This is a genomic window from Acinetobacter gyllenbergii (assembly GCF_001682515.1).
Taxonomy (GTDB): domain Bacteria; phylum Pseudomonadota; class Gammaproteobacteria; order Pseudomonadales; family Moraxellaceae; genus Acinetobacter; species Acinetobacter gyllenbergii.
Genome location: NZ_KV575265.1, coordinates 167,998 through 194,961 on the forward strand (window position 1 = coordinate 167,998; position 26,964 = coordinate 194,961).

At 41.6% G+C, this 26,964-nt stretch carries 19 protein-coding genes; 11 read left to right on the forward strand and 8 right to left on the reverse strand.

What is annotated here, in order from left to right:
• Positions 1-77: 77 nt before the first annotated feature.
• From NG55_RS13745 to NG55_RS13755, 3 genes are all read left to right on the forward strand, one after another.
• The gene (locus NG55_RS13745; protein ID WP_065343566.1) at positions 78-1,361 is read left to right on the forward strand and encodes a ribonucleotide-diphosphate reductase subunit beta; all 1,284 of its coding nucleotides are present in this window, start codon (positions 78-80) and stop codon (positions 1,359-1,361) included.
• Between the two features lie 224 nt (positions 1,362-1,585).
• A complete protein-coding gene (locus NG55_RS13750) occupies positions 1,586-3,268 on the forward strand; it encodes an AAA family ATPase (RefSeq protein WP_065343567.1) in 1,683 nt (560 codons plus the stop codon).
• Entirely contained in the window at positions 3,255-4,445 is a 1,191-nt protein-coding gene (locus NG55_RS13755) for a hypothetical protein (RefSeq protein WP_065343568.1), read from the forward strand. Before NG55_RS13750 ends, NG55_RS13755 begins: the two co-directional genes overlap by 14 nt.
• A gap of 249 nt (positions 4,446-4,694) precedes the next feature.
• Here the strand turns inward: NG55_RS13755 and NG55_RS13760 are convergent, their stop codons facing one another.
• The 4 genes from NG55_RS13760 to NG55_RS13775 all read right to left on the reverse strand — a co-directional run bounded on the left by NG55_RS13760 (position 4,695) and on the right by NG55_RS13775 (position 8,504).
• A complete protein-coding gene (locus NG55_RS13760) occupies positions 4,695-5,246 on the reverse strand; it encodes a TetR/AcrR family transcriptional regulator (RefSeq protein ID WP_065343569.1) in 552 nt (183 codons plus the stop codon).
• A 609-nt stretch (positions 5,247-5,855) separates the two neighbouring features.
• Positions 5,856-6,347: a flavin reductase gene (locus NG55_RS13765; RefSeq protein WP_016541624.1), complete on the reverse strand. Its 492-nt coding sequence runs from the start codon at positions 6,345-6,347 to the stop codon at positions 5,856-5,858.
• A gap of 87 nt (positions 6,348-6,434) precedes the next feature.
• Entirely contained in the window at positions 6,435-7,463 is a 1,029-nt protein-coding gene (locus tag NG55_RS13770) for a methionine synthase (RefSeq protein WP_065343570.1), read from the reverse strand.
• Positions 7,464-7,490: 27 nt separating this feature from the next.
• Positions 7,491-8,504: a DUF1852 domain-containing protein gene (locus NG55_RS13775; RefSeq protein ID WP_065343571.1), complete on the reverse strand. Its 1,014-nt coding sequence runs from the start codon at positions 8,502-8,504 to the stop codon at positions 7,491-7,493.
• 412 nt (positions 8,505-8,916) lie between these two features.
• Here NG55_RS13775 and NG55_RS13780 point away from each other — a divergent pair, with 412 nt between their 5' ends.
• The gene (locus NG55_RS13780) at positions 8,917-11,145 is read left to right on the forward strand and encodes a TonB-dependent receptor (protein WP_065343572.1); all 2,229 of its coding nucleotides are present in this window, start codon (positions 8,917-8,919) and stop codon (positions 11,143-11,145) included.
• A 55-nt stretch (positions 11,146-11,200) separates the two neighbouring features.
• Here NG55_RS13780 and NG55_RS13785 read toward each other — a convergent pair whose 3' ends face one another.
• Positions 11,201-12,868: a sialidase family protein gene (locus NG55_RS13785; protein WP_065343573.1), complete on the reverse strand. Its 1,668-nt coding sequence runs from the start codon at positions 12,866-12,868 to the stop codon at positions 11,201-11,203.
• 332 nt (positions 12,869-13,200) lie between these two features.
• Here NG55_RS13785 and mqo point away from each other — a divergent pair, with 332 nt between their 5' ends.
• From mqo to NG55_RS13800, 3 genes are all read left to right on the forward strand, one after another.
• On the forward strand, positions 13,201-14,841 hold the full coding sequence (gene mqo / locus NG55_RS13790; RefSeq protein WP_065343574.1) for a malate dehydrogenase (quinone): 1,641 nt from the start codon (positions 13,201-13,203) through the stop codon (positions 14,839-14,841).
• A gap of 79 nt (positions 14,842-14,920) precedes the next feature.
• Positions 14,921-16,162, forward strand: coding sequence for an MFS transporter (locus NG55_RS13795; protein ID WP_016541619.1), 1,242 nt, complete (start codon positions 14,921-14,923; stop codon positions 16,160-16,162).
• Positions 16,163-16,200: 38 nt separating this feature from the next.
• Complete coding sequence (locus NG55_RS13800) at positions 16,201-16,656, forward strand: hypothetical protein (RefSeq protein ID WP_065343575.1); 456 nt, start codon at positions 16,201-16,203, stop codon at positions 16,654-16,656.
• A gap of 52 nt (positions 16,657-16,708) precedes the next feature.
• Here the strand turns inward: NG55_RS13800 and NG55_RS13805 are convergent, their stop codons facing one another.
• A complete protein-coding gene (locus tag NG55_RS13805; protein ID WP_023270744.1) occupies positions 16,709-18,769 on the reverse strand; it encodes a choline transporter in 2,061 nt (686 codons plus the stop codon).
• 117 nt (positions 18,770-18,886) lie between these two features.
• Positions 18,887-20,497, reverse strand: a complete 1,611-nt coding sequence (locus NG55_RS13810; RefSeq protein WP_023270745.1) for a BCCT family transporter — start codon at positions 20,495-20,497, stop codon at positions 18,887-18,889.
• Positions 20,498-20,762: 265 nt separating this feature from the next.
• Here NG55_RS13810 and betI point away from each other — a divergent pair, with 265 nt between their 5' ends.
• The 4 genes from betI (at position 20,763) to NG55_RS13830 (ending at position 25,488) form a co-directional block, all read left to right on the forward strand.
• Positions 20,763-21,389: a transcriptional regulator BetI gene (betI, locus tag NG55_RS13815; RefSeq protein ID WP_005272989.1), complete on the forward strand. Its 627-nt coding sequence runs from the start codon at positions 20,763-20,765 to the stop codon at positions 21,387-21,389.
• On the forward strand, positions 21,382-22,854 hold the full coding sequence (gene betB / locus NG55_RS13820; protein ID WP_065343576.1) for a betaine-aldehyde dehydrogenase: 1,473 nt from the start codon (positions 21,382-21,384) through the stop codon (positions 22,852-22,854). Before betI ends, betB begins: the two co-directional genes overlap by 8 nt.
• 91 nt (positions 22,855-22,945) lie before the next feature.
• Positions 22,946-24,640 carry a choline dehydrogenase gene (betA, locus tag NG55_RS13825; protein ID WP_016541615.1) on the forward strand — a complete coding sequence of 565 codons (1,695 nt, stop codon included), beginning with the start codon at positions 22,946-22,948 and terminating at the stop codon, positions 24,638-24,640.
• Between the two features lie 65 nt (positions 24,641-24,705).
• A complete protein-coding gene (locus tag NG55_RS13830; protein WP_065343577.1) occupies positions 24,706-25,488 on the forward strand; it encodes a TorF family putative porin in 783 nt (260 codons plus the stop codon).
• 71 nt (positions 25,489-25,559) lie between these two features.
• Here NG55_RS13830 and NG55_RS13835 read toward each other — a convergent pair whose 3' ends face one another.
• Positions 25,560-26,735 carry a zinc-binding dehydrogenase gene (locus NG55_RS13835; protein ID WP_065343578.1) on the reverse strand — a complete coding sequence of 392 codons (1,176 nt, stop codon included), beginning with the start codon at positions 26,733-26,735 and terminating at the stop codon, positions 25,560-25,562.
• Positions 26,736-26,964: the final 229 nt, after the last annotated feature.

Sequence of the window (26,964 nt, forward strand, 5' to 3'; positions counted from 1 at the left end):
AATTGAGCGTATAGTAGGACATCTCCTTGCTTGAGATGTCTAAATAAAAGATATAAAGCAACGAAGAGAGAATTGATATGTCTATCCTTAGTTGGGACGATTTTGAAGATGATTCGCAAAAACCGACTGCACCTGAACACAAGTCTGCGCCCATCGACTCGCAAAAAACGGTTAATACGCAAGTGGTATCTGATTCAGAGCAATCATCGCCGCGCGTGGCTGCTGCACAACCCGCTGGAACCAGTACCGTGCGATCAACAAATCCCACCGATTCGTTGGCACGAGCATCTGCTGCCTTAGAACACCTAGATGCTGCACCGGGCTTGGAAGAGCTTGAAATGGGTGCACAGCGTGTACAGGTTGATGATAAAGCAATGATCAACTGTCGCGCTGACTTAAACCAGCTTGTTCCGTTTAAATACGAGTGGGCTTGGCAGAAGTATCTTGACGGGTGTGCAAACCACTGGATGCCGCAAGAAGTCAACATGAACCATGATATCGCGCTTTGGAAGTCTGAAAATGGCTTAACTGAAGATGAGCGTACCATCATCATGCGTTCTTTGGGTTTCTTCTCGACTGCAGACTCATTGGTTGCAAACAACTTGGTATTGGCGATCTACCGTCACATTACCAACCCTGAATGCCGTCAGTACATCTTACGTCAAGCGTTTGAAGAAGCGATTCACACCCATGCTTACCAATACTGTATCGAATCTTTGGGTATGGACGAAGGCGAAGTCTTCAACATGTACCGCGAGATTCCATCTGTTGCGCGTAAAGCATCGTGGGGCTTGAAGTACACTCAATCTTTAAGTGATCCTACTTTCAACACTGGTACGCCTGAAAACGACCAACGTTTATTGCGTAACTTGATCGCGTTCTATTGTGTTCTTGAAGGGATCTTCTTCTACTGTGGCTTTACTCAAATCTTGAGTATGGGTCGTCGTAACAAGATGAACGGTGTTGCTGAGCAGTTCCAGTACATCTTGCGTGATGAATCTATGCACTTGAACTTCGGTATCGACATGATCAACCAGATCAAGATCGAGAACCCGCACTTGTGGACGGCTGAGTTCCAAGAAGAAGTGATTCAAATGATTCTTGAAGGCACTATGCTTGAGATCGAATATGCGCGTGACACCATGCCACGTGGTGTATTGGGTATGAATGCAAGCATGATGGAAGAATACTTGAAGTTCATCTGTAACCGTCGTTTAGCGCAACTTGGTTTACCTGAGCAGTTTGCTGGTGTAACCAACCCGTTTGCGTGGATGTCTGAGATGATGGACTTGCGTAAAGAGAAGAACTTCTTTGAAACGCGTGTAACGGACTACCAAACTGGTGGTGCGTTAAGCTGGTAAGTTGATTACCTATTAAAAAAACCGCCTAAATGGCGGTTTTTTTTAATAGGTAATAAAAGCTAAAAATTGTTTATTATTATGTACTGAAAAAGAAATAAGACCTAAAACAAGTTTTTAAATAGTAAAAATAAATTAACTCAAATGTAATGTAGTAGGTATTCACTCATAGCCTACATTTTGCTAGAATTAATTCGTTGACAATAAAAGTACTCTGACAAAACAGAATGAAATTAGCTTATATTTATATTCAAAGCCATAAAGTTTTAGAAAACATAAACATACCAATCAATGGATCTCATAAATGTAAATATTTAAATAACCGATTGACTTTAAGTTTCCATCCCAATGAGCTTGACTATTATGAAGGAATAGATTGTAGTGCTATAATTGGAAAAAATGGTGTTGGGAAAAGTACAATCCTTAACTTTCTAGAAGAAGCATATGATGGCACTGATTCTAGTGGTATTATTGTTTGGTTTAATAACACAACAAAAAAATATCATATATGTGCTATAAACATATATATAGATGACAATTCAATCGTAAGCAATCAAGATTATATATTTGAGAAAAATTTCTCTAACTTTACTAAAAAAAATAAAATCAAGCTACTTAAAGCCAATAATTTGACAGGCATAGAAACTAATGATTTTTTACCAAAGAGAAAATCAAACTCATTCATTCATGATATATCTTTGTCGCAATATGCAAAAAATAATAGAAAAACAATTACTAAACGAACAAAACAATTAATTCAATATTTCAATACAAGTAGATCATTCAATAACTCAGAACAACCTACAGTAAAATTTAAATTTAAATTTAGCATGTCTTCAACTTCCTATCTAAGATCATTATTGAATGACAAAAAATTTGTGACTGACTATATAAAATCAGATAAATCTTTCGACCTATTAAAACAATATCTATTCAGCACTCACTACAATAATGTTAATCTAAACGAATATGAAGAATTTTTCCCCCAATTACAAAAAGCAAATCTTCTATCGATTTGTAGTTATTTATCAAAACTCCCTGCTATAAGAAAGTACCATAGAGATGCTATTTTTATCGACCTCATCATTGGGATAACAGACGCAGATTTCAATGAAACCTACTTAAAAAATATTTTATTTAATACAAGAAATGAATTAAATATTAATTATTACGAAAAAAACTTCGAAACAGATGTTCGTATTATCACTGAAAAATACCAAGAAATAATAAGAAATCTTAAAAAAGTTTCAGAAACAATATATTTTTTTAAAAACCAATATCAATCACAAAAACCAAATACACTAGAAACTTTTAATCCTGAATTAATAATCCAACTAACAGACTGTATCACCAAGTTACCACCTATGCTATTAAATAACTTTAAATATGGTTGGAATGGATTTAGTACAGGTGAGTTTGCAAAATTAAACCTATTCAGTGAACTATATAGCTACATACGTAGTCAAAAAAACAATGGAATTAACAACCATTTAATTGTTATGGATGAGGTAGATTTATATTTACATCCAGATTGGCAAAGAACTTTTTTTTCTGAATTACTCGAATTTATAAGAATAGAATTCCCAGAAAAGACGGCTCAAATCATTTTAAGCACTCACTCACCAATTATAATTAGTGACTTTTTACCAGAGGATATAGTTTCACTTGATAGAAATAATAGTAAAACTAAACTAGTAGAATCTTTTGGTTTTGCGACTAATATTACTGATCTCTACGTAGAAGGAATGCACCTAAGTTCCACTTTCGGAGAACACTCGAAAAAAGCAATTAATAAACTCTTAGCCCGTGCCAAAAACAATGATCTTTCTGAACAAGATATTAATCTAATCAAAAAGATCAAAAGTAAAAACATACAACAAATGATATTAGATTACAATGATCAAAATTAGTTTCGCTCATAATGAAGATTTTTTAAATCGATATAAGAAACACGTAATTACTGATAGACTACTTATTTCATTTAGAGGCATGATATCTAGAGTACCAGAGGTTGATAAAGTAAAAATATTAGCAATATTCACCGATGATTTTATCATAGATTTAATATTATGCAATGCCGATAAATTAAATGAAAAAATATCCATTATTTATGATAATTTACCCATATTATCAGAAAGATATTGCCTTGAATACTATCTAAAAGACATTCCTTTCGATCCCGATATCGCATCAAGACCTATTAGAAAAAAATCTGATAAAGATCAAATAAAAATCATTCACGAACAAATTATTAATAGACTTCAATCACTACCAAATCTTCACCAGTCTATATATATTCCTTTAATAATTAGAAAAATGCAAAGTACAACCCTAGCTTCAAAGATTAAAGAGCAATTAATATCATTAAACTCTATGAAGCTTGGCAATCACATATTAGATGAAAACATAAAATCCCTATATCCTAATTGGGTAACAGAGTTTGCTAATTTATTTGATTACAATGCAATGTCTCAAGTTTTTGGAAGAGAAATCACTAATAATATGGACTTAGATGTATGCTTATATTGCAACAATGAAGACATTGAAACTATTAATATTGAAGGAGCTGAAACAAGACCCGATTTAGACCACTTTTTTCCAAAGTCTAAGTTCCCATTCCTTGCACTAACACTTTCAAACCTAATACCAGCTGGTAATCGGTGTAATCAAAAATATAAAAAAGCCACATCAATGTTAGGTTATACCCACCCATTCATAGATGGGATAAATGAAAACAAACTCTTCAATATCAACTATATTTTTGATGAAGGCCGAACTATTGATGCTATAAAAATAACCATAGATAATCAAAATAATGATTTAGATAAAAACTTATCTCTATTTAGAGTTGAAGCCACCCACAATAAAAATGATGTTAAAAATTGGTTTTTAAAATTCGAAGAACGCTTTCAATTATTAAAAAGCTCAGCCCCACACAACCTTGATGAAATATTAAGTAATCCTAATTCAGTTAGAATTATATTAGATGTAGATACTCAAAGTTCACCAAAAAAAGAACAATACTTAAAACTAAAAATTGATGCATTAAATTTACTCTCAAAAAAAAATTTTAAGATGATTAATTAAAGCATTTTAAATTAAAAAATCATGCCTCCTCTCTTTAACAAAAGCTTTAAAGCCAAATAAAAAATCAATTATTTCAAAAATAATAAACACAATAATTGATATAAAATCACCCCTTTAAAATATTTAACTACATAATTAGTTGAGTATTTTGGCATATTATTTAACAATCAATTAAGTTAAAACCAATATCAATTATTACTCGTTATAACTTTATATAGAGATTCTAGATGTTTTCCGTCAACCTACTCTTCAGTTAGCCCCCACCAACCACCCTTCCAACAACGCCCCTTTATCCACCTTACTCCCACTCAACAACTGCACCATTACCCCATCCACCACAAACAAAAACATCTGTGCATCTGCTTTGGCAGCATGGATATCCGTCCTTGCCAACAACATATAAATTTCACGAATCAACCAGTTTCGGTACTCCACCACCATCTCATAGGCATTTGGATAACGTGCTTTAATTTCAAAAACTGCCCTAAACAATAAATGGTACATCCCTTCTAGATCGGCATGCAGAAAGAAAATCCGTTTCAGCCTTTCACGCCCTGATAAATGTTTATTGGCATAGAGAATTGAACGGACTTCTTTCTTCAGTGCCGTTCTTTGCAAGCTCAGTGTCATTTCAACCAAATGCTCTTTGGAGTGAAAGTATTTATAAAAGGTGCCTTTGGCAATTTGCGATGCATCAATAATCAGGTCGACCCCAACATGATGAAAACCATCTTGGCTAAACAAGGTTTGCGAAGTATTCAAGACTCTTAAAGCACGATAAGTCAAAGCAAAAGGTGGCATATCATTTCCATGATTGAATAATTTTTTGTTGTTGCTCAAACAGATCAAGCGGCCATTTATGCTGCAATAAGCAAAAAAAAAGCATGCAAAGACCCGATAAGACGGCCTGAGCGCATCTCAAGTTTTATTGTTGATATGATTTTTTAGTCGTGACGAAGTTACGCTTGAAAACCTAAGAGCAATCAAACGGTGTCAAAGACTAATTGAGAAGAATATAAAGACTGTGCATGGCCAACTCCTAATTCATTCGGAATTCTGCCAAGACATAAAGATTATGGTGGCAGGGAGAAAGAGGGTTAGCAGACTGAACCTAAGAATCAGCACGCCCGAAGGCGTCCCCCTTTCGCCCTACCGCTACAAAAGAGGGACGAACAAGTCTACATCAAAAAAACAAGGTTTTTCAATGCACTTAGGAAACGGTCTGCTAAAACCGACTGGCGATGTAGGCCAGCGCTTAAAGAATAATCAGTGGGTTTAAGGGTGTCAATGCTACACTTTGGGCCAAAGTAATTTTCTTATTATTTTTCAATAAATTAAATTATTTATTATTTTTAAATTATCATATAAATATATTTTAATAATCAGCCAGTCGGCTTAAAGCGCACTGCTTTAAGCGACTTCGGTCTGCCCAACTTGGTGATAGGCACGATTAAAATACACTAAGCTTTGATCATGTCCACTTTGTTGAACCGCTACAATACGACAAATAAAAATGGTATGCGTTCCCACGTCCTGAATCTGATCAATCTCGCAATCGAAATTCACCAAGGCATCATCCAAAACTGGCGCACCTGTTTCCAACGCTGACCAAGCACCGTGTTTAAAACGTTCTTCTGGACTCAATTTAGAGGAAAAGGCTTTCGAAATATGCTGATGATCTGCGCTTAACACATTCACGCTCAGGATTTTATTGTCGACAAAATGCACATGCGAACTCGAGGCTCTATTCATACACACCAATAAAGTCGGAGGCGTATCTGTGACGCTACATACAGCAGATGCAGTAAAGCCATAGCGACCAGACATGCCAGTGGTGGTAATCACACTGACCGCACTGGTAAGTAAAGACATTGCATCTCTAAAATCTGTTGCTTCAACCATCACTCTACTCCTCAATTAAACCCGAGCTTGGGGATAGCGCAAAGGACGCACCTACTCGCCCTTTGCACCTCTCGACCTCAGTGCATTTTAGCCTTGCAGTTCTCGACGAATAATTTCTGCACCTGCACTTAAAGCATTCAACTTGCCACGCGCAACATCACGCGCCAAAGGTGCCATACCGCAGTTGGTTGATGGATACAGTTTATCGGCATCGACAAACTGAAGTGCTTTACGTAAGGTATCGGCAACTTCTTCTGGTGTTTCTACCGTGTTACTGGCCACGTCAATCGCACCGACCATCACCTTTTTACCGCGAATCAATTCAATTAGATCCATCGGCACACGTGAGTTGTGACATTCCAGTGAGATGATATCAAGTTTTGACTGCTGTAGCTTTGGAAAGGCTTCTTCATATTGACGCCATTCTGAACCGAGGGTCTTTTTCCAGTCGGTATTGGCTTTGATGCCATAACCATAGCAAATATGCACCGCAGTTTCACATTTCAAACCTTCAAGCGCACGTTCTAAAGTCGCTACACCCCAGTCATTCACTTCATCAAAGAACACATTAAAGGCAGGCTCATCGAACTGGATAATATCCACGCCCGCCGCTTCTAACTCTTTGGCTTCTTCATTCAGGATTTTGGCAAATTCCCACGCCAGTTTTTCACGACTTTTATAATGCGCATCATACAGCGTATCAATCATGGTCATTGGCCCTGGCAACGCCCATTTAATCGGTTGATTGGTCTGCTGACGCAAGAACTTGGCATCTTCAACAAAAACAGGCTTTTGACGCGATACAGCACCGACAACAGTCGGCACACTGGCATCATAACGATTACGGATACGCACCGTCTCACGTTTCTCAAAATCAACACCCGTCAAATGCTCAATAAATGTCGTCACAAAGTGCTGACGGGTTTGCTCACCATCGCTAACAATATCAATGCCCGCCACTTGTTGTTCATGCAAAGACAAACGCAATGCATCCTGTTTACCTTCAATCAAACCCTGCTCTTGCAGTTTCCACGGCGACCAAAGCTTTTCAGGCTCTGCCAGCCAAGACGGTTTCGGTAAGCTACCCGCAGTCGACGTTGGTAATAATCTTTTCATCATCAATAACCTTATATTTTCAATAAATTAGTGCGCGTAACTTTTTTGCGAGTTGCTTTGTGCTGCATAACTGGCAGACCATTGTTCCAGAATGGTTTGATAAGGTTTGATAAATTGTTCTTCAACAAATTTGCCTTGTTCAATCGCCAAACGACTGCGCTCTTCTCGGTCATAGACAATGCGAGTCAGTGAATAATCTTGGTTGCTCAAACTTGGTTGATAGGATTTACCAGCCACTGAATTGGCATTATAAATTTCAGGACGGTAAATCTTCTGGAAGCTTTCCATGGTGCTGATGGTGCTGATCAATTCCAGATTGCTGTAGTCCGCCAATAAATCCCCAGAGAAATAGAAGGCCAACGGCGCAACACTATTTGGCGGCATGAAATAACGCACTTTTAAGCCCATTTTCTGGAAATACTCATCCGTTAATGAATATTCATCTTGCAGATATTCCGTACCTAATACTGGATGTTGGTTTTCAGTACGTTGATAGACCTTGCTGCTGGAAACACTGAGGCAGATCACAGGCGGTTTTTTAAAGTTTGCCTTGTAAGTCTCTGACTCAATAAAGCTCTTAAATAAGTTGCCATGTAAGTCGCCGAAATTCTCTGGTGTGCTAAATCCAGACTGGTTTTTATTATGCTCAAGCAATAACACACTGAAATCATAATCACGTACATAAGAAGAGAAGTTATTGCCCACAATACCTTCAATACGCTCATTGGTTTTTTGATCGACAATATTGGTTTTTAAAATTTCAATCAAAGGCAATGCATTGCTATCGCTGCCCGCTTCAACTTTCATCTCAACAGAAATAATCTCAAGCTCGACCGCATAACGATCGCCTTCTGGATTATCCCAATGCGCCAAGGTATTGAAACGATTGTCGATCATTTTTAGGGTATTACGCAGATTCTCTTGGCGGCTTTGACCACGAGCCAAATTGGCAAAGTTGGTTGTAATACGGGTATTTTCTGATGGGTAATAGTTCTCATCAAAACGAATACTCTTGATCGTAAAATTAAATGCGCTACTCATTTTAATCCGCCACCCTAATTTCTGAGATAAATCTGAATTTCTGTATAGAGTGATTTATACCGTAATCATTAGCTGAATAAAAATGATTTAATCTAAGTCCAAAATGAATGAAATTCATGTTAAGAAATTTGCTGAGATGAAAATGGCTCAGTATCCTCGATTGATGGTACTTTTGCAGATGAATATCGCTCAGGGAATTTCGGGCGGATATAGACAAACCACAGGAAAAAAACTCCAGCTCAATTAATTAAAAATCAATACGATACCAATAAAAATTATATAAGGGCTGAATCAATCGACTGGACATAACAAGCAAGCTGTATTAATTGATCAAACTGTGAATAGCTCTCATTCTCAACTATAATTCAGACTAATTAAAAAGCAATCTCAGGCTGAGATCAAAGGACAGAAGATGAAAAAAGATCGTGTATTTAATCGAAAAAAACAAGCCAGACCTCTTAGTCCCCTTCTCTCTATCGGTGGATTTATCTTATTTTCAAACTCATCTTTTGCAGCAACGCCTGCTGAAGTTGCCAATCAAGATCAGCCCTCCGAAGTGCTGCCGACCATTAGCATTACGGCATCGCGTGCAGATGAATTGTCCTCTTCGGCCAAACAAGTCACCAAGCTCGATGAAAAACAAATCGAGCTGTTAAAAAATGCCTCATCAGGCAACATCGCCACCGTATTAGCAAAAGTCGTTCCGGGATTATCCGATTCCAGTCGCACCATTACCGATTATGGACAAACCCTACGTGGCCGTAATGCGCTGATCTTGGTCGATGGTGTGCCCATGAATCTCACCCGTGATACCTCCCGTGGGCTTTCTGCAATTGATCCTGAAAGTATTAGCAGTATCGAAGTGATTCGTGGCAGTAATGCGATTTATGGCAGTGGTGCAGCTGGGGGGACCATTTCGATTACCACCAAAGCGGCTGGTGGCGAACCGACAGCGAAAACTGTGATTGGACTGCAAACAGGCTTAACCAATCTTCGTACAGATGCCTTAAGTGGTGACATCCATCAATATTTCTCTGGCAGCCTGAATAACTTCGATTATGCGCTCGATTTTGGCTACCAACGTATTGGCAGTCCATACGATGCACGTGGCAGACGGGTTGCACCTGAACCCAGTCAAGGTGACCTGTTTGATGCAGATGCCTATAGCATCGGTAGCAAACTTGGCTATCATCTGGACGACAATCAGTATCTTCAATTTGCTGCAAATTATTATAATGCGGAACAAGACTCGGACTATGCCTCTGATCCAAGTGTGGCTCAGCTTCCTGCGGGTAGTGTACCAGCCAAGGCAATCAAGGGTCTGAAACTAAAAGACCAGAATAAAAATGAAAATCAGATCTACAATTTGACCTATAGCCATCAAGATTTCTTCGGTAATAAAGTCGATGCGCAAGTCTATTACCGTGACTTTTTTACCCGTTTTGCACCCTTTGATGCGCGTAAAGTCGCAACCCGTGGTGGGCAAGTCGATCAGGTCTATCAAGAAAATAATGTGCTGGGCAGCCGTTTAACCGTGAATACACCGCTTGCATTTTTAGGCGACACTTCGCTGGTTTGGGGCGGTGATTTCAGCCGTGAAAAAAGTGAAATGCCTTTAGATACCTTCGACCCGCAAATTTATGACCAGTCAGGTGGTCTGGAATTTGTCAAAAATGGCAAACTGATTTATTTACCTGAGCTCACCACGCAAAGTATCGGTGGATTTGCGCAATTGAAGCACCGTTTCAATGAGCAATGGTCAGCAGAAATCGGCACACGTTATGAAGACAGTTATGCCAAAATTGACAGCTTTATTCCCTTGTCTCAACTCGGCAAAGCCAATCCTTATACGGTTCAAGGCGGTAAAGTCAAAGCAGACGCATGGCTTTACAATGCCAATGTCAGCTTTGCACCTACAGATGCACACTCGATTTATGCCTCCTTTAATCAGGGTTTCCAACTCCCCGATGTTGGTGTCATCATCCGTAATGCAGGGGTAGGTTTCGACTTAGGCTCTTCATTCTTAGAACCTGTCAAAGTGGATAATTATGAGCTTGGCTGGAATGGTCATTTTGATCATTTTAGTTCTAGTTTAGCGGTATTCCACTCCACTTCTGATCTGGGGGGTGTGCAATCCTTTAATAATGGACTGGTGCTTGCGCGAACCAAAGAAAAAGTGACTGGTGTAGAAGCGACTCTTGATTATCTTGAAGATGCCAAAGTCTGGGGGGCTGGTGGGAGTGTGACGTGGATGAAAGGACGCGAAACCCCTCAAAATACTCATACTGAGCAAGATATGACTGGTTACCGTATCCCACCGTTAAAAGTCACAGGCTATATTTCTTATAGTCCGACTGATACTTGGACCAACCGCATTCAAGCCACTTATTTTGGCGCAGAGGATTATCGCTTGAATGGCGTAAATAGCTTTGGACGTTATGATGTCAAATCTTATACCACCGCTGATTTACTCAGTAGCTTTGCACTGAACAAGAAAGATACGATGACCATCGGTATCGAAAATATGTTTAACAAGCAATATTACCCGCTGTATAGCCAGCTGATGAGAAACAGCAACAATACCAGTCATTTACTTGCAAATGGCATTACGCTGAAAGTGTCTTATAGCCATAAATGGTAAATTCGAATCAATGAGAAACCGTCATAAATGACGGTTTCTTTCTCAAGCTCATTCATTATTTTTGAGCTGAAGCATCTTGTTTCTGCTGTAGCTCATGTAATTTTTTGCTATAGGTTGAATAGACGGGATTCCACGTCTTGCCTTTGTCTTTAGAAAAATTAACAAGGGCATAGTAAGGTGAAAAATAAGTATTTAAAAGAGCCCCTGAATCAAGCACTGTGATATAGCTCTGCGGGATTATTTTACGTTTTTCCCATGTGGGTGTTGCTTCTTCTTTAACCGCTAACTCACCCCAGCTAAATGGTCCAGAAGCAATATAAATATCGCCTTGCTTTGAAAATTGCGCTGGCCAAATATTGACTTTAAATGGACTATCAATTTTTTGCCATGTCGCACCATGATCTTTTGAATTAAATTGCTTGGCAAAAACACCTGCAAAACCACCTTTAGAAGTAATCAAACTAAAGGACTGGTCTGGGTTAACAAACAGCTGCGTGATATTGGCGTTATCGGGTACCTTATTTTGGCTCCATGCTTTGCTTGCATACTCATAGCGATTAATATTTCCATACATATCAGCATAATCAAAACCGCGCTCATCCTCCCACATCCAGAAACCATTCAGCCCTAACCAAGCATTGAATATTTTTTTTGTTGAAATTGGTTTCCAATCCCCCTTTTCTAAACGATCACTACGATAAATAGTCAGATCAGTTCCCACAATATGTGCTAAATACCAACCTTGTTGATCGTTACCCACAACATAGGCAATGATTCCTATAGGCAAATTACCCGTATCAACAGGACTTAGCGTATCACTATCTTTTTGATGCTTATAGAAATTATTCATCTCACCATAAGCTAAAAAATCAAAATGACGATTTTCTTTTACGGTTACGCAGTCAAAAGACAGAGCTTCTTGGCTTTGAAGTATTTTAGCTTTTTCTTTTTTATCTTGGATATCATCGTTTAAGGAAAAAGAAAAAATAGAACCAATTTTACTTGCTGCAACCACCCTATTGTCTGGTGTTTCCTTAAAACACTGCATTCCAAAAGGTAATAATTTATTTTCATTACCAAAATGTTTTTCTATCTCAGTAATGGGTTGAGTCCAGCCTGTTAAAACCTTGTCTTTATAAATCGCTTGCAGATACTTATCTCCAAATTTATTGATTAGATTTTTATTGGATGGATAGTTTTCAGATCTTGAAAAAAAATATGCACCATTGGCATGCGTCAAAAATATACGTCCAAGATCAGTGGTTGTATTCTCAACCACTTTAAATGTACGGGCTTGACTGGCTTGCTCATTATCCACCAAATTGATAAATTTTGTTGCCCCTGCCAGCATCGGATTTGCACTCGGCATAAAGCTGTTCAGCTCAACAACACGATATTCCCCCGCAGGTAATTTCCCACTATAAATCAGTGTAGAACGTGAAACTCCTGAATTAATAACATCAATTTTATAGGTCTTATTATTTTTCCGGATCATGGTTTTTTCTGTAAGACTTTCTACGAGTAAAAACGGAAAATTCATCCCATTATTAAAACCGATACTTAAGACCACAGGATATAATTTCTCTTCTTGTTGCTCAGGTGCGAACACATCTTTTGCCACTGCATTCATTTCTCTTGATTGCGGCGTTGTAGCACATGCCTGGAGTAACAAACAAATGGCGAAAACCACCCCACTTTTCAATATTAAATTTAGTTTATTCATTTACTTAATCATTTAAATGTCAGAAACAACATGTATCAAGGATGAGAAAACTCTCGCCCTACCCAATAAAGGTGAACATTACTAGAATTATTAACAATAAACCATCTTAAATATAATCATAATCAACTTGATTGATACATTTTGAAACACTAGTACAACTAAAACACCGTCTAAATTAAAGTAAAATTCATGAACTAACTTCTTCAACATCAGTGTTAAGGCAATCCCTTGCCCTGCTGATGTGCCTTTATTGCGCCTGTATCATCATTTAAATTCTTTCTCTCTATCTGGTTTGTCATATAGAGCGTCATTTAATTTTTAAGGTAAATTGAATGAAAAAATTTTGGAAATATTTATTAGTACTGCTCGTGGTACTAATTATTATTGCAATTGCCTTTCTTTTTAGACCAGTTGCGTCTAAGGCAATTAAAACCACCAACAACGAACCTACTGTCGATGTCGTACTCATCGGTGGCGGGATTATGAGTGCCACGTTGGGTACTTATCTCAACGAATTACAACCTGACTGGAACATCCGCATGTATGAACGTCTTGATGCTGTTGCACAAGAAAGTTCAAACGGTTTTAACAATGCGGGCACAGGTCACTCAGGCTTTATGGAAATGAACTATACCGAAGAAAAAGACGGTAAAATGGACATTTCTAAAGCTGTGAATGTGGCGGGTCAGTTTGAAATTGCCAAGCAATTCTGGGCATACCAAGTCAAACAAGGTGTACTCGAAACACCAAACACTTTCATTAACCCTGTACCACACATTGCATTTGTGTGGGGCGATAACGTGAACTTCATGGAAAAGCGTTATGCTGCCATGGTTCAAAATCCGTTATTCGCGGGCATGAAATTAAGTGAAGACAAAGCTGAAATTCAACAATGGGCACCATTGGTGATGGACGGTCGTGATCCTCAACAAAAAGTGGCTGCAACCCGTATGGACGTTGGTTCTGACGTGAACTACGGTGCTATCACGACCCAGTTAATCAACAACCTCGAAAAGAGTCCTAACTTTAAACTCAGCACTTCAACTGAAGTGACGGGCATCAGCAAAAATGATGACAACACTTGGTCTGTTGCTTTCAAAGATTTGAAATCGGGCAAAGTTGATCATGTCAAAACACGTTTCGTATTTATTGGTGCGGGCGGTGCTGCAATTAAATTATTGCAAATGACTGGCTTACCAGAAGCACAACAATATGCGGGCTTCCCTGTAGGCGGTGAGTTCCTAGTAACTGACAACCCAGCAATCACTGCAAAACATACAGCCAAAGTCTATGGCCGTGCTGATCTTGGTGCGCCTCCGATGTCTGTTCCACATATTGATACCCGTTATATTGATGGTAAAAAATATGTGTTGTTTGGCCCATTCGCAACCTATTCAAACAAGTTCCTGAAAAATGGTTCACAATTTGATTTGCTTGCATCGACCAACAAAAACAACGTCTTGCCTATGACTGCAATTGGTCTACAAAATGCCGATCTCGTTAAGTATCTGGTAAGCCAAGTGTTAATGTCTGATGCTGATCGTTTCAACGAGTTGAAAAAATACTACCCTGAAGCTGATCCAAAAGACTGGCATTTACAACAAGGTGGTCAACGTGTTCAGATCATCAAAAAAGAACCAGGTAAACCTGCTAAATTGCAATTTGGTACAGAAATCTTTGCTTCTAAAGACAAGTCTGTAACCGCATTGTTAGGTGCTTCTCCGGGTGCTTCAACTTCACCTTACATCATGCTCAACTTGCTTGAAAAAGCCTTCCCTGAGCAAACTAAAGGTGAATGGAATGGCAAGTTACATGAAATCGTGCGTTCTTATGGTAAAGACCTTTCAACTGATCCAGCGTTGTTAGATCAAATCCGTCAGTACTCAAGTTCAACTTTAGGCTTGAACTATACGACTCCTGCAAACTTGGTTCCTGCCAAGAAAGTCGAAAAAGCGGAAGCTGTTGCGCAATAAGCAACGCCAAGCCCATTGAAAATGGGAGGAGTTTTCGCTCCTCCCTTTTTCTTTATCTCTTTTTTATACATAACACCTTATGCCCGCTGCTGCACCCCACTCTGCTTTTGCTGCATTTGCCAGTCGTGACTTTAGGTTATTGACCCTCAATCAATGCTGCCTAACGTTTGCAGTGCTCATTCAAGAAGTGCTGGTGGCTTTTCATCTCTATCAAATCACCAAAAATCCGCTCATTCTCGGCCTAGTTGGGATCATGGATTTCTTACCTTTTCTCGCTCTGTCTTTATGGGGCGGTTATATTGCTGACCGTTTTAATCGGCAGCGTATTTTACAAATCAGTTTTAGCCTTGCCATTCCCCTGTCGGTTGGCTTATGGATCTGCTTTGATCTGTATAACACTCAGACGTTCAGTGCCAATGTCCTACTGATTGCGACTTTCAGTATCCTGTTTTTATTTGGCTGTATTCGCGGTATTTATAGCCCCTGCTTTAACTCCTTACGACCTTTTGTCGTACCTGAGCATCTGTATACCAATGCAGCGACATGGACCAGTATGTGCTGGCAAGCTTGCGGTATACTTGCACCCGTGGTTGGCGGTTTTCTGTTGGCGCATCTGGATTTGGATATTACCTTTGCCGTGATTGTGGCGCTTTTTCTTACGGGCAGTATGGCCCTATGGTGCTTACAGAAGCGCACGTTTCCTCAAATCCAAACGGAGTCGGTGACTCAAAGTCTAAAAGACGCACTACAATTTATTTTTAAAACCAAAATTATTTTTTGGGCGATGTTTCTCGATCTCGGCTCGGTTTTCTTTGGTGGCATCATCGCGCTGCTACCCATTTTTGCCCAAGATATTTTGCATGTCGGTGCCGATGGTTTTGGTCTATTACGCGCCGCACCTGCATTTGGTGGCTTGATCATGCTGCTGATTTTGGTACGTTATCCACCTAAATCCAGACCGTGGCAGATGATGCTCATTGCGGTCACTGGCTTTGGTCTGTGTACTTTGTTATTTGCTGTTACCAGACACCTCTATTTTTCCATTGCAGTTCTCATTATCATGGGGGCATGTGACAGCATCAACATAATTATTCGTCAAACCATACTGCAATTGATTCCACCCAAAGACATGCTTGGTCGTGTCGCTGCCATTAATGGCATCTTTGTCACATCCAGCAATGAGCTGGGTGCATTGCAGTCCAGTGTGATGACACGCTTTTTTAGCGTGGTGCCAGCCATGTTGATTGGCGGTTCACTGTCTTTGTTCTGTGTGCTACTGACCAAGATCAAAACCAAAGATTTATTGAAGTTTCGTTTTTAATCCCCCAAACAAACAGCTATTTAAAAAACCAATATCATATGAAACACACTTTGCCCGCATCTTCAGGCCTCTCTAAATTTATTATTTTTTCCGTCTTTGTATGGCTAGTACTGTTGTGGCTACAGTCGACCTATATTGTCATTATCGGGGGTCAAGCCTATCTGTTCTGGACTTCTTTGGGTCTGTTGATTCTGAACCTACTCAGCTTGCGCCCCAACATCTTAAAAAACCGAATTGCCTTGGCCATCACTGCCATATTACTGGTCTATCTAGTGTTTAATTCGCTATTTTGTACCTATTTGATGATTGCCTTCTATTGTATTTTCTATCTCTATTCAGGCGAATATAAACATAAACGCGCCATTAAGTTGATCAGCCTGTTTTTGATTATGATCATCTTTGCAATTTACCAAAGCCAATCTCTGCATGAACTGAAAAGCCATTATGCTCCCTATGAAACTGGTGAAACATGGCAAAAATATGGTGCTTTATAAGTCCACCCATAAAAAAAACCTCACATGACGTGAGGTTTTTTTATTGACTCGATTAATCTTGCGAATCAGGGTACAAAGGACGATTACCAGGACTAATACGATTGATATGCAAGAAGGTCATATGCCGCTCGTACTTATCCAAGATGTCATTAATCACCTGTTCTTTGGTATATCCAACCAAGTCATTGTCTTGAGAACCTTCATATAAGAAAGTTTCCAAGCGGTAATAGAACTGTTTGCCGCGTTTACCACGCTCACTAAAGGTCGGCGCGATATAACGGACTGGCCAGATCTGGTACACGAAGTTATGTTCTTCTTCGATGTAAATGGTGAGATCAAGATGATACAGGCTTTCGCTTTCTTCGACTTCACCCTGCGTCACTTCGACATTCATGCCACGCTTCACCAACTCATCCGCCACGGTTTGTACCGCAGGTTTACACACGCTATCGAGCATACGTTGAGTCTCGCTACTGCCTGGATGATGCATGACACGGGACAAACGCTGTTTCCAGTTCAAAATATCCACGTTTCCGACCACAGGTGCAGCATTCAGGCTACGGCTGGCTTTACGATAATCTTCTAAGCGCAAGGATTTATATAAGCCCGCCATCACCAATAGCATCACAAAACTAAACGGCAAGCCCATAATGACGGTGGCACTTTGCAGTGCAGTAATCCCGTTGGCCATCAACATCGCCACGGTAAGCAAACCAATGGCAGTTGCCCAGAAGATTCTCAGCCAACGTGGTGCATCATTATCGACATTGGAGAACTTGGTGGTAAAGTTACCGAGTACCAAAGCCCCTGAATCGGCAGACGTCACATAGAACAATAGCCCCGTAATGGTGGCGATCCCCGCAATAAAGGCAAAGCCTGGATATTGCGCCAACAGGTCATAAAAACCATGTGCAGGATCAGTCAGAACGGTTTGTGCCAGTGCCGTATTGCCTTCAAAAATTACGTTATATAAAGCGCTATTCCCAAAAATAGACAACCACGTAATCGTGAACAATAAAGGAATGATCAAGGTGCCACAGACAAATTCACGAATGGTACGACCACGTGAAATACGTGCCAAGAACAGTCCCACAAATGGCGACCATGCGACCCACCATGCCCAGAAGAACAAGGTCCAACTGTTCATCCAGTCTTTTGGTCGGTCAAAGGCAAAGCTTTCCAAGGCCAAACTTGGGAAACGACTGATATAGTCACCAAAGTTTTGTACCAAGGCATTGAGCAGGAATTCGGTATTGCCAAGGAATAGGACGAACAACATCAAGCCAATCGCGGCATAAATATTGATTTCGGATAAAACCTTAATGCCTTTATTGACCCCTGCCGTCACCGAAATAATCGTGACAATCACAGCAAGACCAATCAGGGCGATCTGAATCCATAGATTTTCAGGTACATCAAACAGTACATGCAAACCATAATTGATCTGCACCACCGCAATACCACAGGTGGTGGCGATACCAAAGATCGTACCAATGACTGCGGCTGTATCGACGGTATGCCCAATCGGTCCGTCAATTTTATTCCCAAAGATTGGGTATAAGGCAGAACGAATGGTCAGCGGCAAGTTATAACGATAACTAAAATAGCCCAAGGCCATCCCGACCAGCGCATACATGCCCCAACCCGTTAAGCCATAGTGGAACAGCGTCCAGACCATGCCCTGACGCGCAGCTTCATAGGTCTGTCCCTCGCCCACGGGAGGATTCATATAATGAGACAGCGGCTCAGCCACCGAGAAGAACATCAAGTCTGTGCCGATGCCCGCTGCGAACAGCATGGCCGACCAACTCAGCAAGCTAAACTCAGGTTTGGAGTGCTTCGGACCGAGCTTAATATCACCATAACGCGAGCAGGCAATAAAGATCACGAAGATCAGATATAGCGTTGCTGCCAGCAAGTAATACCAGCTGAATTTATCACTGACCCAAGCCAGCACCACATTAAGTAAGTGGTTGGCAAAGTCATTAAAAAAAATCGTAACCAGTGCAAATGTTAAAATAAGTAGAGCTGAAACATAAAAGACCACACGATTTAACTGGTCTTTATTCGCTAATGTAGAATCATCAACCGCTCTTGGATTATCTGTTGCCATACAATCCTCAGGGAGTTAGAGAACAAAAAGAAAATATTCATCTACGTCTTTCCACCTTTGCATCAATGAAAAGACATGTCTGAATAAAAAATGAAAAATAAAAGTCATTTACCCGAATTACAATGTTTCTGATTTTTCAGTTATAGCTTGTGATGACTGAGTTACCTGCGTTATCACTTGCGGCGGTGTAGGACGAAACTGATCCTGTTTTAGTGCTTTGGCCAGGCCAAACATATACAGCAAAATAATAACGGAAAATGGTAAACCACACAGCACCACGGCACTTTGCATGGAGTGAAAACTCCCTGCCAACAGCAGACCAATACTGACAATGGTAATCACCACAGACCAGAAAATTCTCAACCAAATCGGCGAATCACTTTCATTGCTACCCCCTTTCGAGGACAGATTTGCGATCATGAGTGTACCAGAACCCACAGGGGTCAAAAACAATACGAAACAAATCACAACAACAATCCCAGCAATATAAGGATTGAACGGTAAAAATTCGAGAAGCTTAAATAAGGACAACGCAGGGTCAGTCAACACCAAGTCACCGAGGATTTTTTGCTTCTGTTCCAGAATAAAATAGATTGCAGTATTGCCAAAAATCGAGATCCAAGCCAAGGTAAAACCGAGTGGAATCAGGCAGACACCCAACACCACTTCGCGAATGGTACGGCCTTTGGAAATTCGCGCAATAAACATACCCACGAATGGTGCCCATGCGATCCACCATGCCCAATAGAATACGGTCCACGAACCTAACCACTCACCCGCCTTGCTGTTATAAAGATACATATCAAAGCTTTTTGCCAGAAAATGATCGAGGTAATCGCCCATGTTCTGCACCAAACCATTGAGCAAATGATTGGTTGGGCCTGTCAGGAACACGAATAGCAATAAGGCATAGAGTAATCGTAGATTAATACGAGATAACCACGCCAGACCTTTTTCAATTCCGGCCACGGTAGTGATGGTCGCCACTGACATCATCAACAACACCACCGCAATCAGTGTGGTTTGGTTATTGGGAATTTCTGGGAGAAGATAATGTAGACCCGAGACCAGTACCAAAGCCCCGATGCCCAAGTTAGTCACCAGAGAAATCACCGTGGCTAAAATCCCGAAACCATCGACAAAGTCACCGATCAGACCATGAATCCGCTCACCAAAGATTGGATACAGCGCGGAACGCAAGGCCAACGGCAAATCTCGACGGAAAGCAAAATAACCCAATGTCACACCTAGCAAGGCATACAGCACCCAACCATGAATGCCCCAATGCAGAAAGCTATACATCATGGCATCACGCGCAGCTTGTATGGTGCCACCCTGACCTTCAGGCGGTCGCAGGAAATGATCAACAGGCTCAGCTACACCGTAATACAACAGTGCAATCCCGATCCCTGCCGAAAACAGCATTGAGACCCAAGCCAGATAGCCAAACTCAGGTTTATCGTCATCTTTGCCTAAAGGAATCTGCCCAACCCGTGAAAAAGCCAGCCAAGCAACAAAACCTAAACAAACCACAATCACCAGCATATAGTACCAACCAAACAATTGATTGGCCTGCCCTTGTATATAGGTCAACCAGAACTGGCTGCGCTGTGGAAACAACACAAACAATAGGCCAAAAATGCCGATACTGATTGCGGAGCTCCAAAAAACAAACAAATTTAAACGTATAGGTTCAGATGGGGACCCTTCATTACTTTCTGACACCATGTTCTTGCTCCTTGCAATTGGTGTTTTTTTCTTAAAAAATAATGTGATAAGTGTTCAATTCTGCTTATCGCCTTATCCATAAGAATCTTTGATTTATTACGCTACTTCTATTCTTGCCAATCAAAAATTCATTGATTTTTACAGATTATACTTTTTATTGATTGAACGTTCAATCAATAAAAAGTATGATAAAAAAATGTTATGATGCTCTACATCGAGAAATGTTGAATAAAAAGCACCTTGGCCGGGCTTGAAATGGATAAGCATGACAAAGCGTAGAGTAAAACCAGAGCATGTGCGACGTGAAGAAATTATTAACGCCGCATTTTATGTAATTTCTGAAGTGGGGTTATCCAATACCACCATTGCACAGATTGCAAAAAAGGCCGAACTATCGACCGGTATCGTGAGTCACTATTTTGGTGACAAACAGGGTCTAATCAATACCTGTATGCAGGAAATGCTCAACGTTTTGCGTCAAAAGACTGACCAATACAAAACCGAAGCAGATGCGCATCCAGAAAGCCAGATCAAGGCCATTATTGATTCCAACTTCGATATCAGTCAGGTCAACAAACAAGCCATGCGGGTCTGGTTAGACTTCTGGTCAGCCAGTATGCACTTGCCCGAGCTTGGACGTTTACAACGAATTAATGATCAACGCCTGTACTCCAACCTGAAGCATTATTTTTTGATGTTGGTAGAGGATAAACAACAGGCCAGCATTGCCGCTCGCGGATTGGCGGCTTTGATTGACGGATTATGGTTACGTGGCAGTTTGAGCAGTCATGATGAGTTTGACAGCCAGTTGGCACGTTCCATTGCTTACGATTATGTAAAAACGCAATTGCAATTTGCGAACAAACCTTTGCAGGAGAAACAGAATGAGTGATGCACAAGTTCACCAGTTATATATCCACGGACGTTATGTCGCAGCAACCAGTGGTCAAACATTTAACAGCATTAACCCTGCCAACGGTGAAGTGATCGCAACACTTCAACAAGCCTCACAACAAGACATTGAAGCGGCTGTTCAAAGCGCACAACAAGGCCAGAAAGTCTGGGCAGCCATGACTGCGATGGAGCGTTCTCGCATCCTACGCCGTGCAGTTGATATCCTACGTGAACGTAATGATGAACTTGCCCAGCTCGAAACCCTCGATACTGGTAAGGCCTACAGCGAAACATCGACTGTTGATATTGTGACAGGTGCCGATGTCATCGAATACTACGCAGGTCTTGCAACTGCCATTCAAGGCGAGCAAGTGCCACTTCGTGAATCAAGCTTCTTCTATACCCGTCGTGAACCCCTTGGTGTAGTGGCTGGGATCGGGGCATGGAACTACCCAATTCAAATCGCAATGTGGAAATCTGCCCCTGCCCTTGCTGCGGGTAATGCCATGATTTTCAAACCAAGCGAAACTACGCCGCTAACCGCATTCAAACTTGCTGAAATCTATACGGAAGCGGGCGTTCCAGACGGCGTCTTCAACGTGGTTCAAGGTGCGGGTCGTGATATCGGTCAATGGCTGACTGAACATCCTGTGATTGAAAAAATTTCGTTCACGGGTGGTGTCGAAACTGGCAAGAAAGTGATGGCCAGCGCTGCGGGTTCAACCTTGAAAGAAGTCACCATGGAGTTGGGTGGTAAATCACCGCTGATTATTTGTGATGATGCCAACCTCGACCGTGCTGCGGATATCGCCGTCATGGCAAACTTCTTTAGCTCAGGCCAAGTCTGTACCAATGGTACTCGCGTGTTTGTACCGAAAGCCCTGCTTGCGGCTTTTGAAGCCGCCATTGTAGAACGGGTAAAACGCATTCGTATTGGCGATCCGATGGCTGAGCAAACCAATTTCGGTCCACTCACCAGCTTCCCGCATATGGAAAAAGTGTTGTCTTTCATTGAGTCAGGCAAACAGCAAGGTGCAAAACTATTGATTGGTGGTGGTCGTGCCACAGAAGGTGATCTCGCCAAAGGTGCTTATGTGCTCCCGACGGTATTCAGCAACTGCCAAGATGATATGGCGATTGTGCAAGAAGAGATCTTCGGTCCTGTGATGAGCATTCTCAGCTATGAAACTGAGGAAGAAGTGATTCGTCGTGCCAATGACACCACCTTTGGCTTAGCTGCAGGTGTGGTGACCCAAGACATCACTAAAGCGCATCGTATGATTCATCAACTTGAAGCTGGTATCTGCTGGATCAATACCTGGGGTGAATCACCTGCGGAAATGCCAGTGGGCGGCTACAAGCAATCTGGTGTTGGCCGTGAAAATGGCTTAACCACTTTGGGTCATTACACCCGTATCAAATCCGTTCAAGTTGAGTTGGGTGAGTATCACAGCATTTTCTAATGCCCTCAGCTTTCACCCTCAAAATTAATCCTCAATGCCGAGCAATCCCATGATTGCCTCGGCATCCTCAAGAATAGAAAAAGGGATAACGATGAATACTCAAGCATATGACTACATTATCATTGGCGCAGGATCTGCCGGAAATGTGCTCGCAACACGTCTGACTGAAGACAAAGATGTGACTGTTTTACTTTTGGAAGCTGGTGGCCCAGACTACCGTTTAGATTTCCGTACTCAAATGCCAGCCGCTTTGGCCTTTCCTTTACAAGGTCGTCGCTATAACTGGGCCTATGAAACCGATCCTGAACCCCACATGAACAATCGCCGTATGGAATGTGGTCGTGGTAAGGGCCTCGGTGGTTCTTCACTGATTAACGGCATGTGCTATATCCGTGGTAATGCCATGGATTTGGATCAGTGGGCAAGCATGAAAGGTTTGGAAGACTGGAGCTACGCCGACTGCTTACCTTACTATAAAAAAGCCGAAACCCGTGATATTGGCGGCAATGACTATCATGGCGACAAAGGTCCTGTATCCGTGGCAACCCCTAAAAATGGCAATAATGTGCTGTTCCATGCCATGGTTGAAGCAGGCGTACAGGCAGGTTATCCACGTACCGATGACTTAAATGGTTATCAACAAGAAGGTTTCGGCCCAATGGATCGTACCGTGACCCCAAAAGGTCGTCGTTCAAGTACCGCGCGTGGTTATTTGGATATGGCCAAAGGTCGTCCGAATTTAACCATCGTCACGCATGCCACCACCAATAAAATCTTGTTTAATCAAAAACAGGCAGTCGGTGTGGAATATATTATTGGTGCTGACCAAGCCAATATGAAACAGGCACAAGCCAAACGTGAAGTATTGCTCTGTGCAGGAGCAATTGCCTCACCACAAATCTTGCAACGCTCAGGTGTAGGTGAAAGTACCTTCCTGAAATCGATGGATATTGATGTGGTACATGACCTGCCAGGTGTCGGTGAGAACCTGCAAGACCACTTGGAAATGTATTTGCAATATCAATGCACGCAACCTGTATCACTCTACCCTGCACTGCAATGGTATAACCAGCCTGCCATTGGCGCTGAATGGTTATTCAATGGCACAGGTGTGGGCGCAAGCAATCAGTTCGAAGCAGGTGGCTTTATCCGCAGTTCGGAAGAGTTCGACTGGCCGAATATCCAGTATCATTTCTTACCTGTTGCGATTAACTACAACGGCAGTAATGCAGTAAAAGAGCATGGCTTCCAAGCCCATGTCGGTTCAATGCGCTCGCCTTCGCGTGGTCGGATCAAGCTCAAATCCAAAGATCCGTTTGAACATCCAAGTATTCTGTTCAACTACATGTCAACAGAACAGGACTGGCGTGAATTCCGTGATGCAATCCGTATCACCCGTGAAATCATGGCGCAGCCTGCGCTTGATCCGTATCGTGGTGAAGAAATCAGTCCAGGTAAACATATCCAGACCGATGCAGAACTGGATGAGTTCGTACGTAGCCATGCAGAAACGGCGTTCCACCCATCATGTAGCTGTAAGATGGGCGAAGATGACATGGCGGTAGTCGATGGCCAAGGTCGAGTGCATGGCGTACAAGGCTTACGTGTGGTCGATGCTTCCATCATGCCACTAATCATTACTGGCAACTTAAATGCCACCACCATTATGATCGCAGAAAAAATTGCCGATCAAATCCGTGGCAAAAAACTCCCTCGTTCTGAAGCGGCTTATTACAAAGCGGGTACAGCACCTGTACGTCAAGCGCCGTTACGTCCAATACTATAAGGAAGATATTCCTCAGGGGATACCCGAAGCTCAGCTTCGGGTTCCACTTCATTCAGGGAGAAATGATGAAAAAAACTTTATTCTTAATTGCACCTTTGGCTTTTTATTTTCAAAGCACCCACGCCACTGAAACCACTTCCCCCTACTCAGCCAATATCACTGCGGCCAGCCAATACGTTTCACGCGGTTTTCAACAAACTTGGGGCAAACCTGCCTTGCAAGGGGGACTGGACTACAATCATGCCAGCGGTTTTTATGCGGGTACATGGGCATCGACCGTAAGCGATCATTTTATTCGCGATGCTTCAGTCGAATGGGATGTATATACTGGCTATAGCCGCAGTTTTGGTGATTTAACCGTCGGCACTAAAGTCGCCTATTACTATTATCCTGGGGCAAAAACCACTGCGGATACAGGCAATACCCGTTTTGATTATGGGGAAATTATTCCTGAAATCAGTTACGGCCCGCTCAGCGTGAAATATGCGATTACCTATACCCAAGATTATTTCGGCAATAATTCGGATACCTTAGGCGTCGGCAACAATAAGCATTCACGTGGCTCGGGGTATTTGGATGTCAATTGGCATCAACCGATTACACAAGGTTGGTCAGTCGATGCCCATTATGGCAACCAACGCATTAAAAACTTTTCTGCTGCCAGCTTCCAAGATGCCAGTTTTGCCGTCAACAAAGAGCTACCATATAACCTTTCCAGCAGTTTGACCTATAGCAAAGCATGGGATAAAGACGATTTTTATCAGCAATACAGCAATGGCAATCCCAACGCCAAAGTCTCCAATCCAATTGATTCAACCGTAACTTTGTCACTGACCAAAAGCTTCTAATCCAAGCTGAATCAAGTCTTCTGGCATAAAAAAAGCCGCTTCATTGAAAGCGGCTTTTAAAATCTTGGATATTAAGGCTTGATCAGTTCAATCGTTGTACCTGCACGTTTTGGATCAATCAGAATCTTGGCATGTTGCTCTGGATCGCGCAGCGCCTCAAAGGCATTGCCGACGCCTTCCAAACCGACCACACCTGTGATCAATGGTGAACAATCGACTTTACCTTCTGCAATCATATGCAGCGTGTCACGGAATTCAAGCGGCGTATAACCCAATACATACTGGATTTCCAATTCCTTATTAATCGCCAAGGCAGGTTCGATTTTATCACTTTGCATACACACGCCCACCCCCACAATACGTGAGAACAGTGGTGCACCTTCCAAAATCTGCTGCATAATTCCAGCCACACCGACGCACTCAAAAATCACTGGACGCTTTGGCAATATTCCAAGTTTATCCCCCACGCGCATGGCATTGACCCACGGTAATGAGTAAGTTTGAACCTTGTCAAAAAGCCCCATCCCCATATTCACTGCTTCAGAAACATTGCCCAATAAACCCAGCTCTTTCCAACTGCTAAATGGCGATTGCTGTTTAGGATCAATCAAGATATCTGCACCACATTGCTCAGCCAAGCGACGGCGGTTCGGTGAAAAATCACTGGCCACTACGGTTTTGACGCCAGCCGCTTTCAGCATAATAATCACGCCCAAACCGACAGGACCACAACCAATCACAATCGCTGGCTCATTTTTCTTGATTCGACTACGACGTACTGCATGCAGTGCAACAGCCATTGGCTCCGTCAGTGCGGCACTGTCCGCATCTAGACCATTCGGCACTTCAAACATCAGACTGGATTGCACCAAGACTTGCTCTGCATAACCACCGGAAGCACTCGGTGACAAGCCTGTAGGAACATAGCCTTGCGGATCAACATTTAACAAGGGCATGGCGCAAACCAACGTATCTGCTTTTAATTTACGTCGTGTTTTTGGACCATAATCCAAGACTTTGCCACAGAACTCATGCCCGAAAACCAATTTATCTGAGGATTTTGCCACCCCATTAAAGCCGACGCGTGCTGCCAAATCATGCATATGATCACAGTGATGTTGCATATGTAAATCCGAACCACAGATACCGCAACGCACCACTTCAAGCAGGACTTGTCCTTTAGCAGGGACCAATTGAACACTGTCTTCCAGTTTCAGCTCAGCGTTATGACAAACCAGAGATTTCATAGAATGCTTTCCTTTTTTGTTTTATTCCCATTGTTCACCTTCAGCACTTTAACCCGTTGCTGTGCCAAGCAAACAACACATGACTCAATCCTGACAAGGATAATTGTCAAAAACTATGACCGAAATATCAATATATCGAAGCAATAAAGTCAGCAAATGATGTATTTTAGGATAGCTCGATTGATTGAAAAAAGATTAAAAATTATTCTCTTTTAACTTCAAATAGATG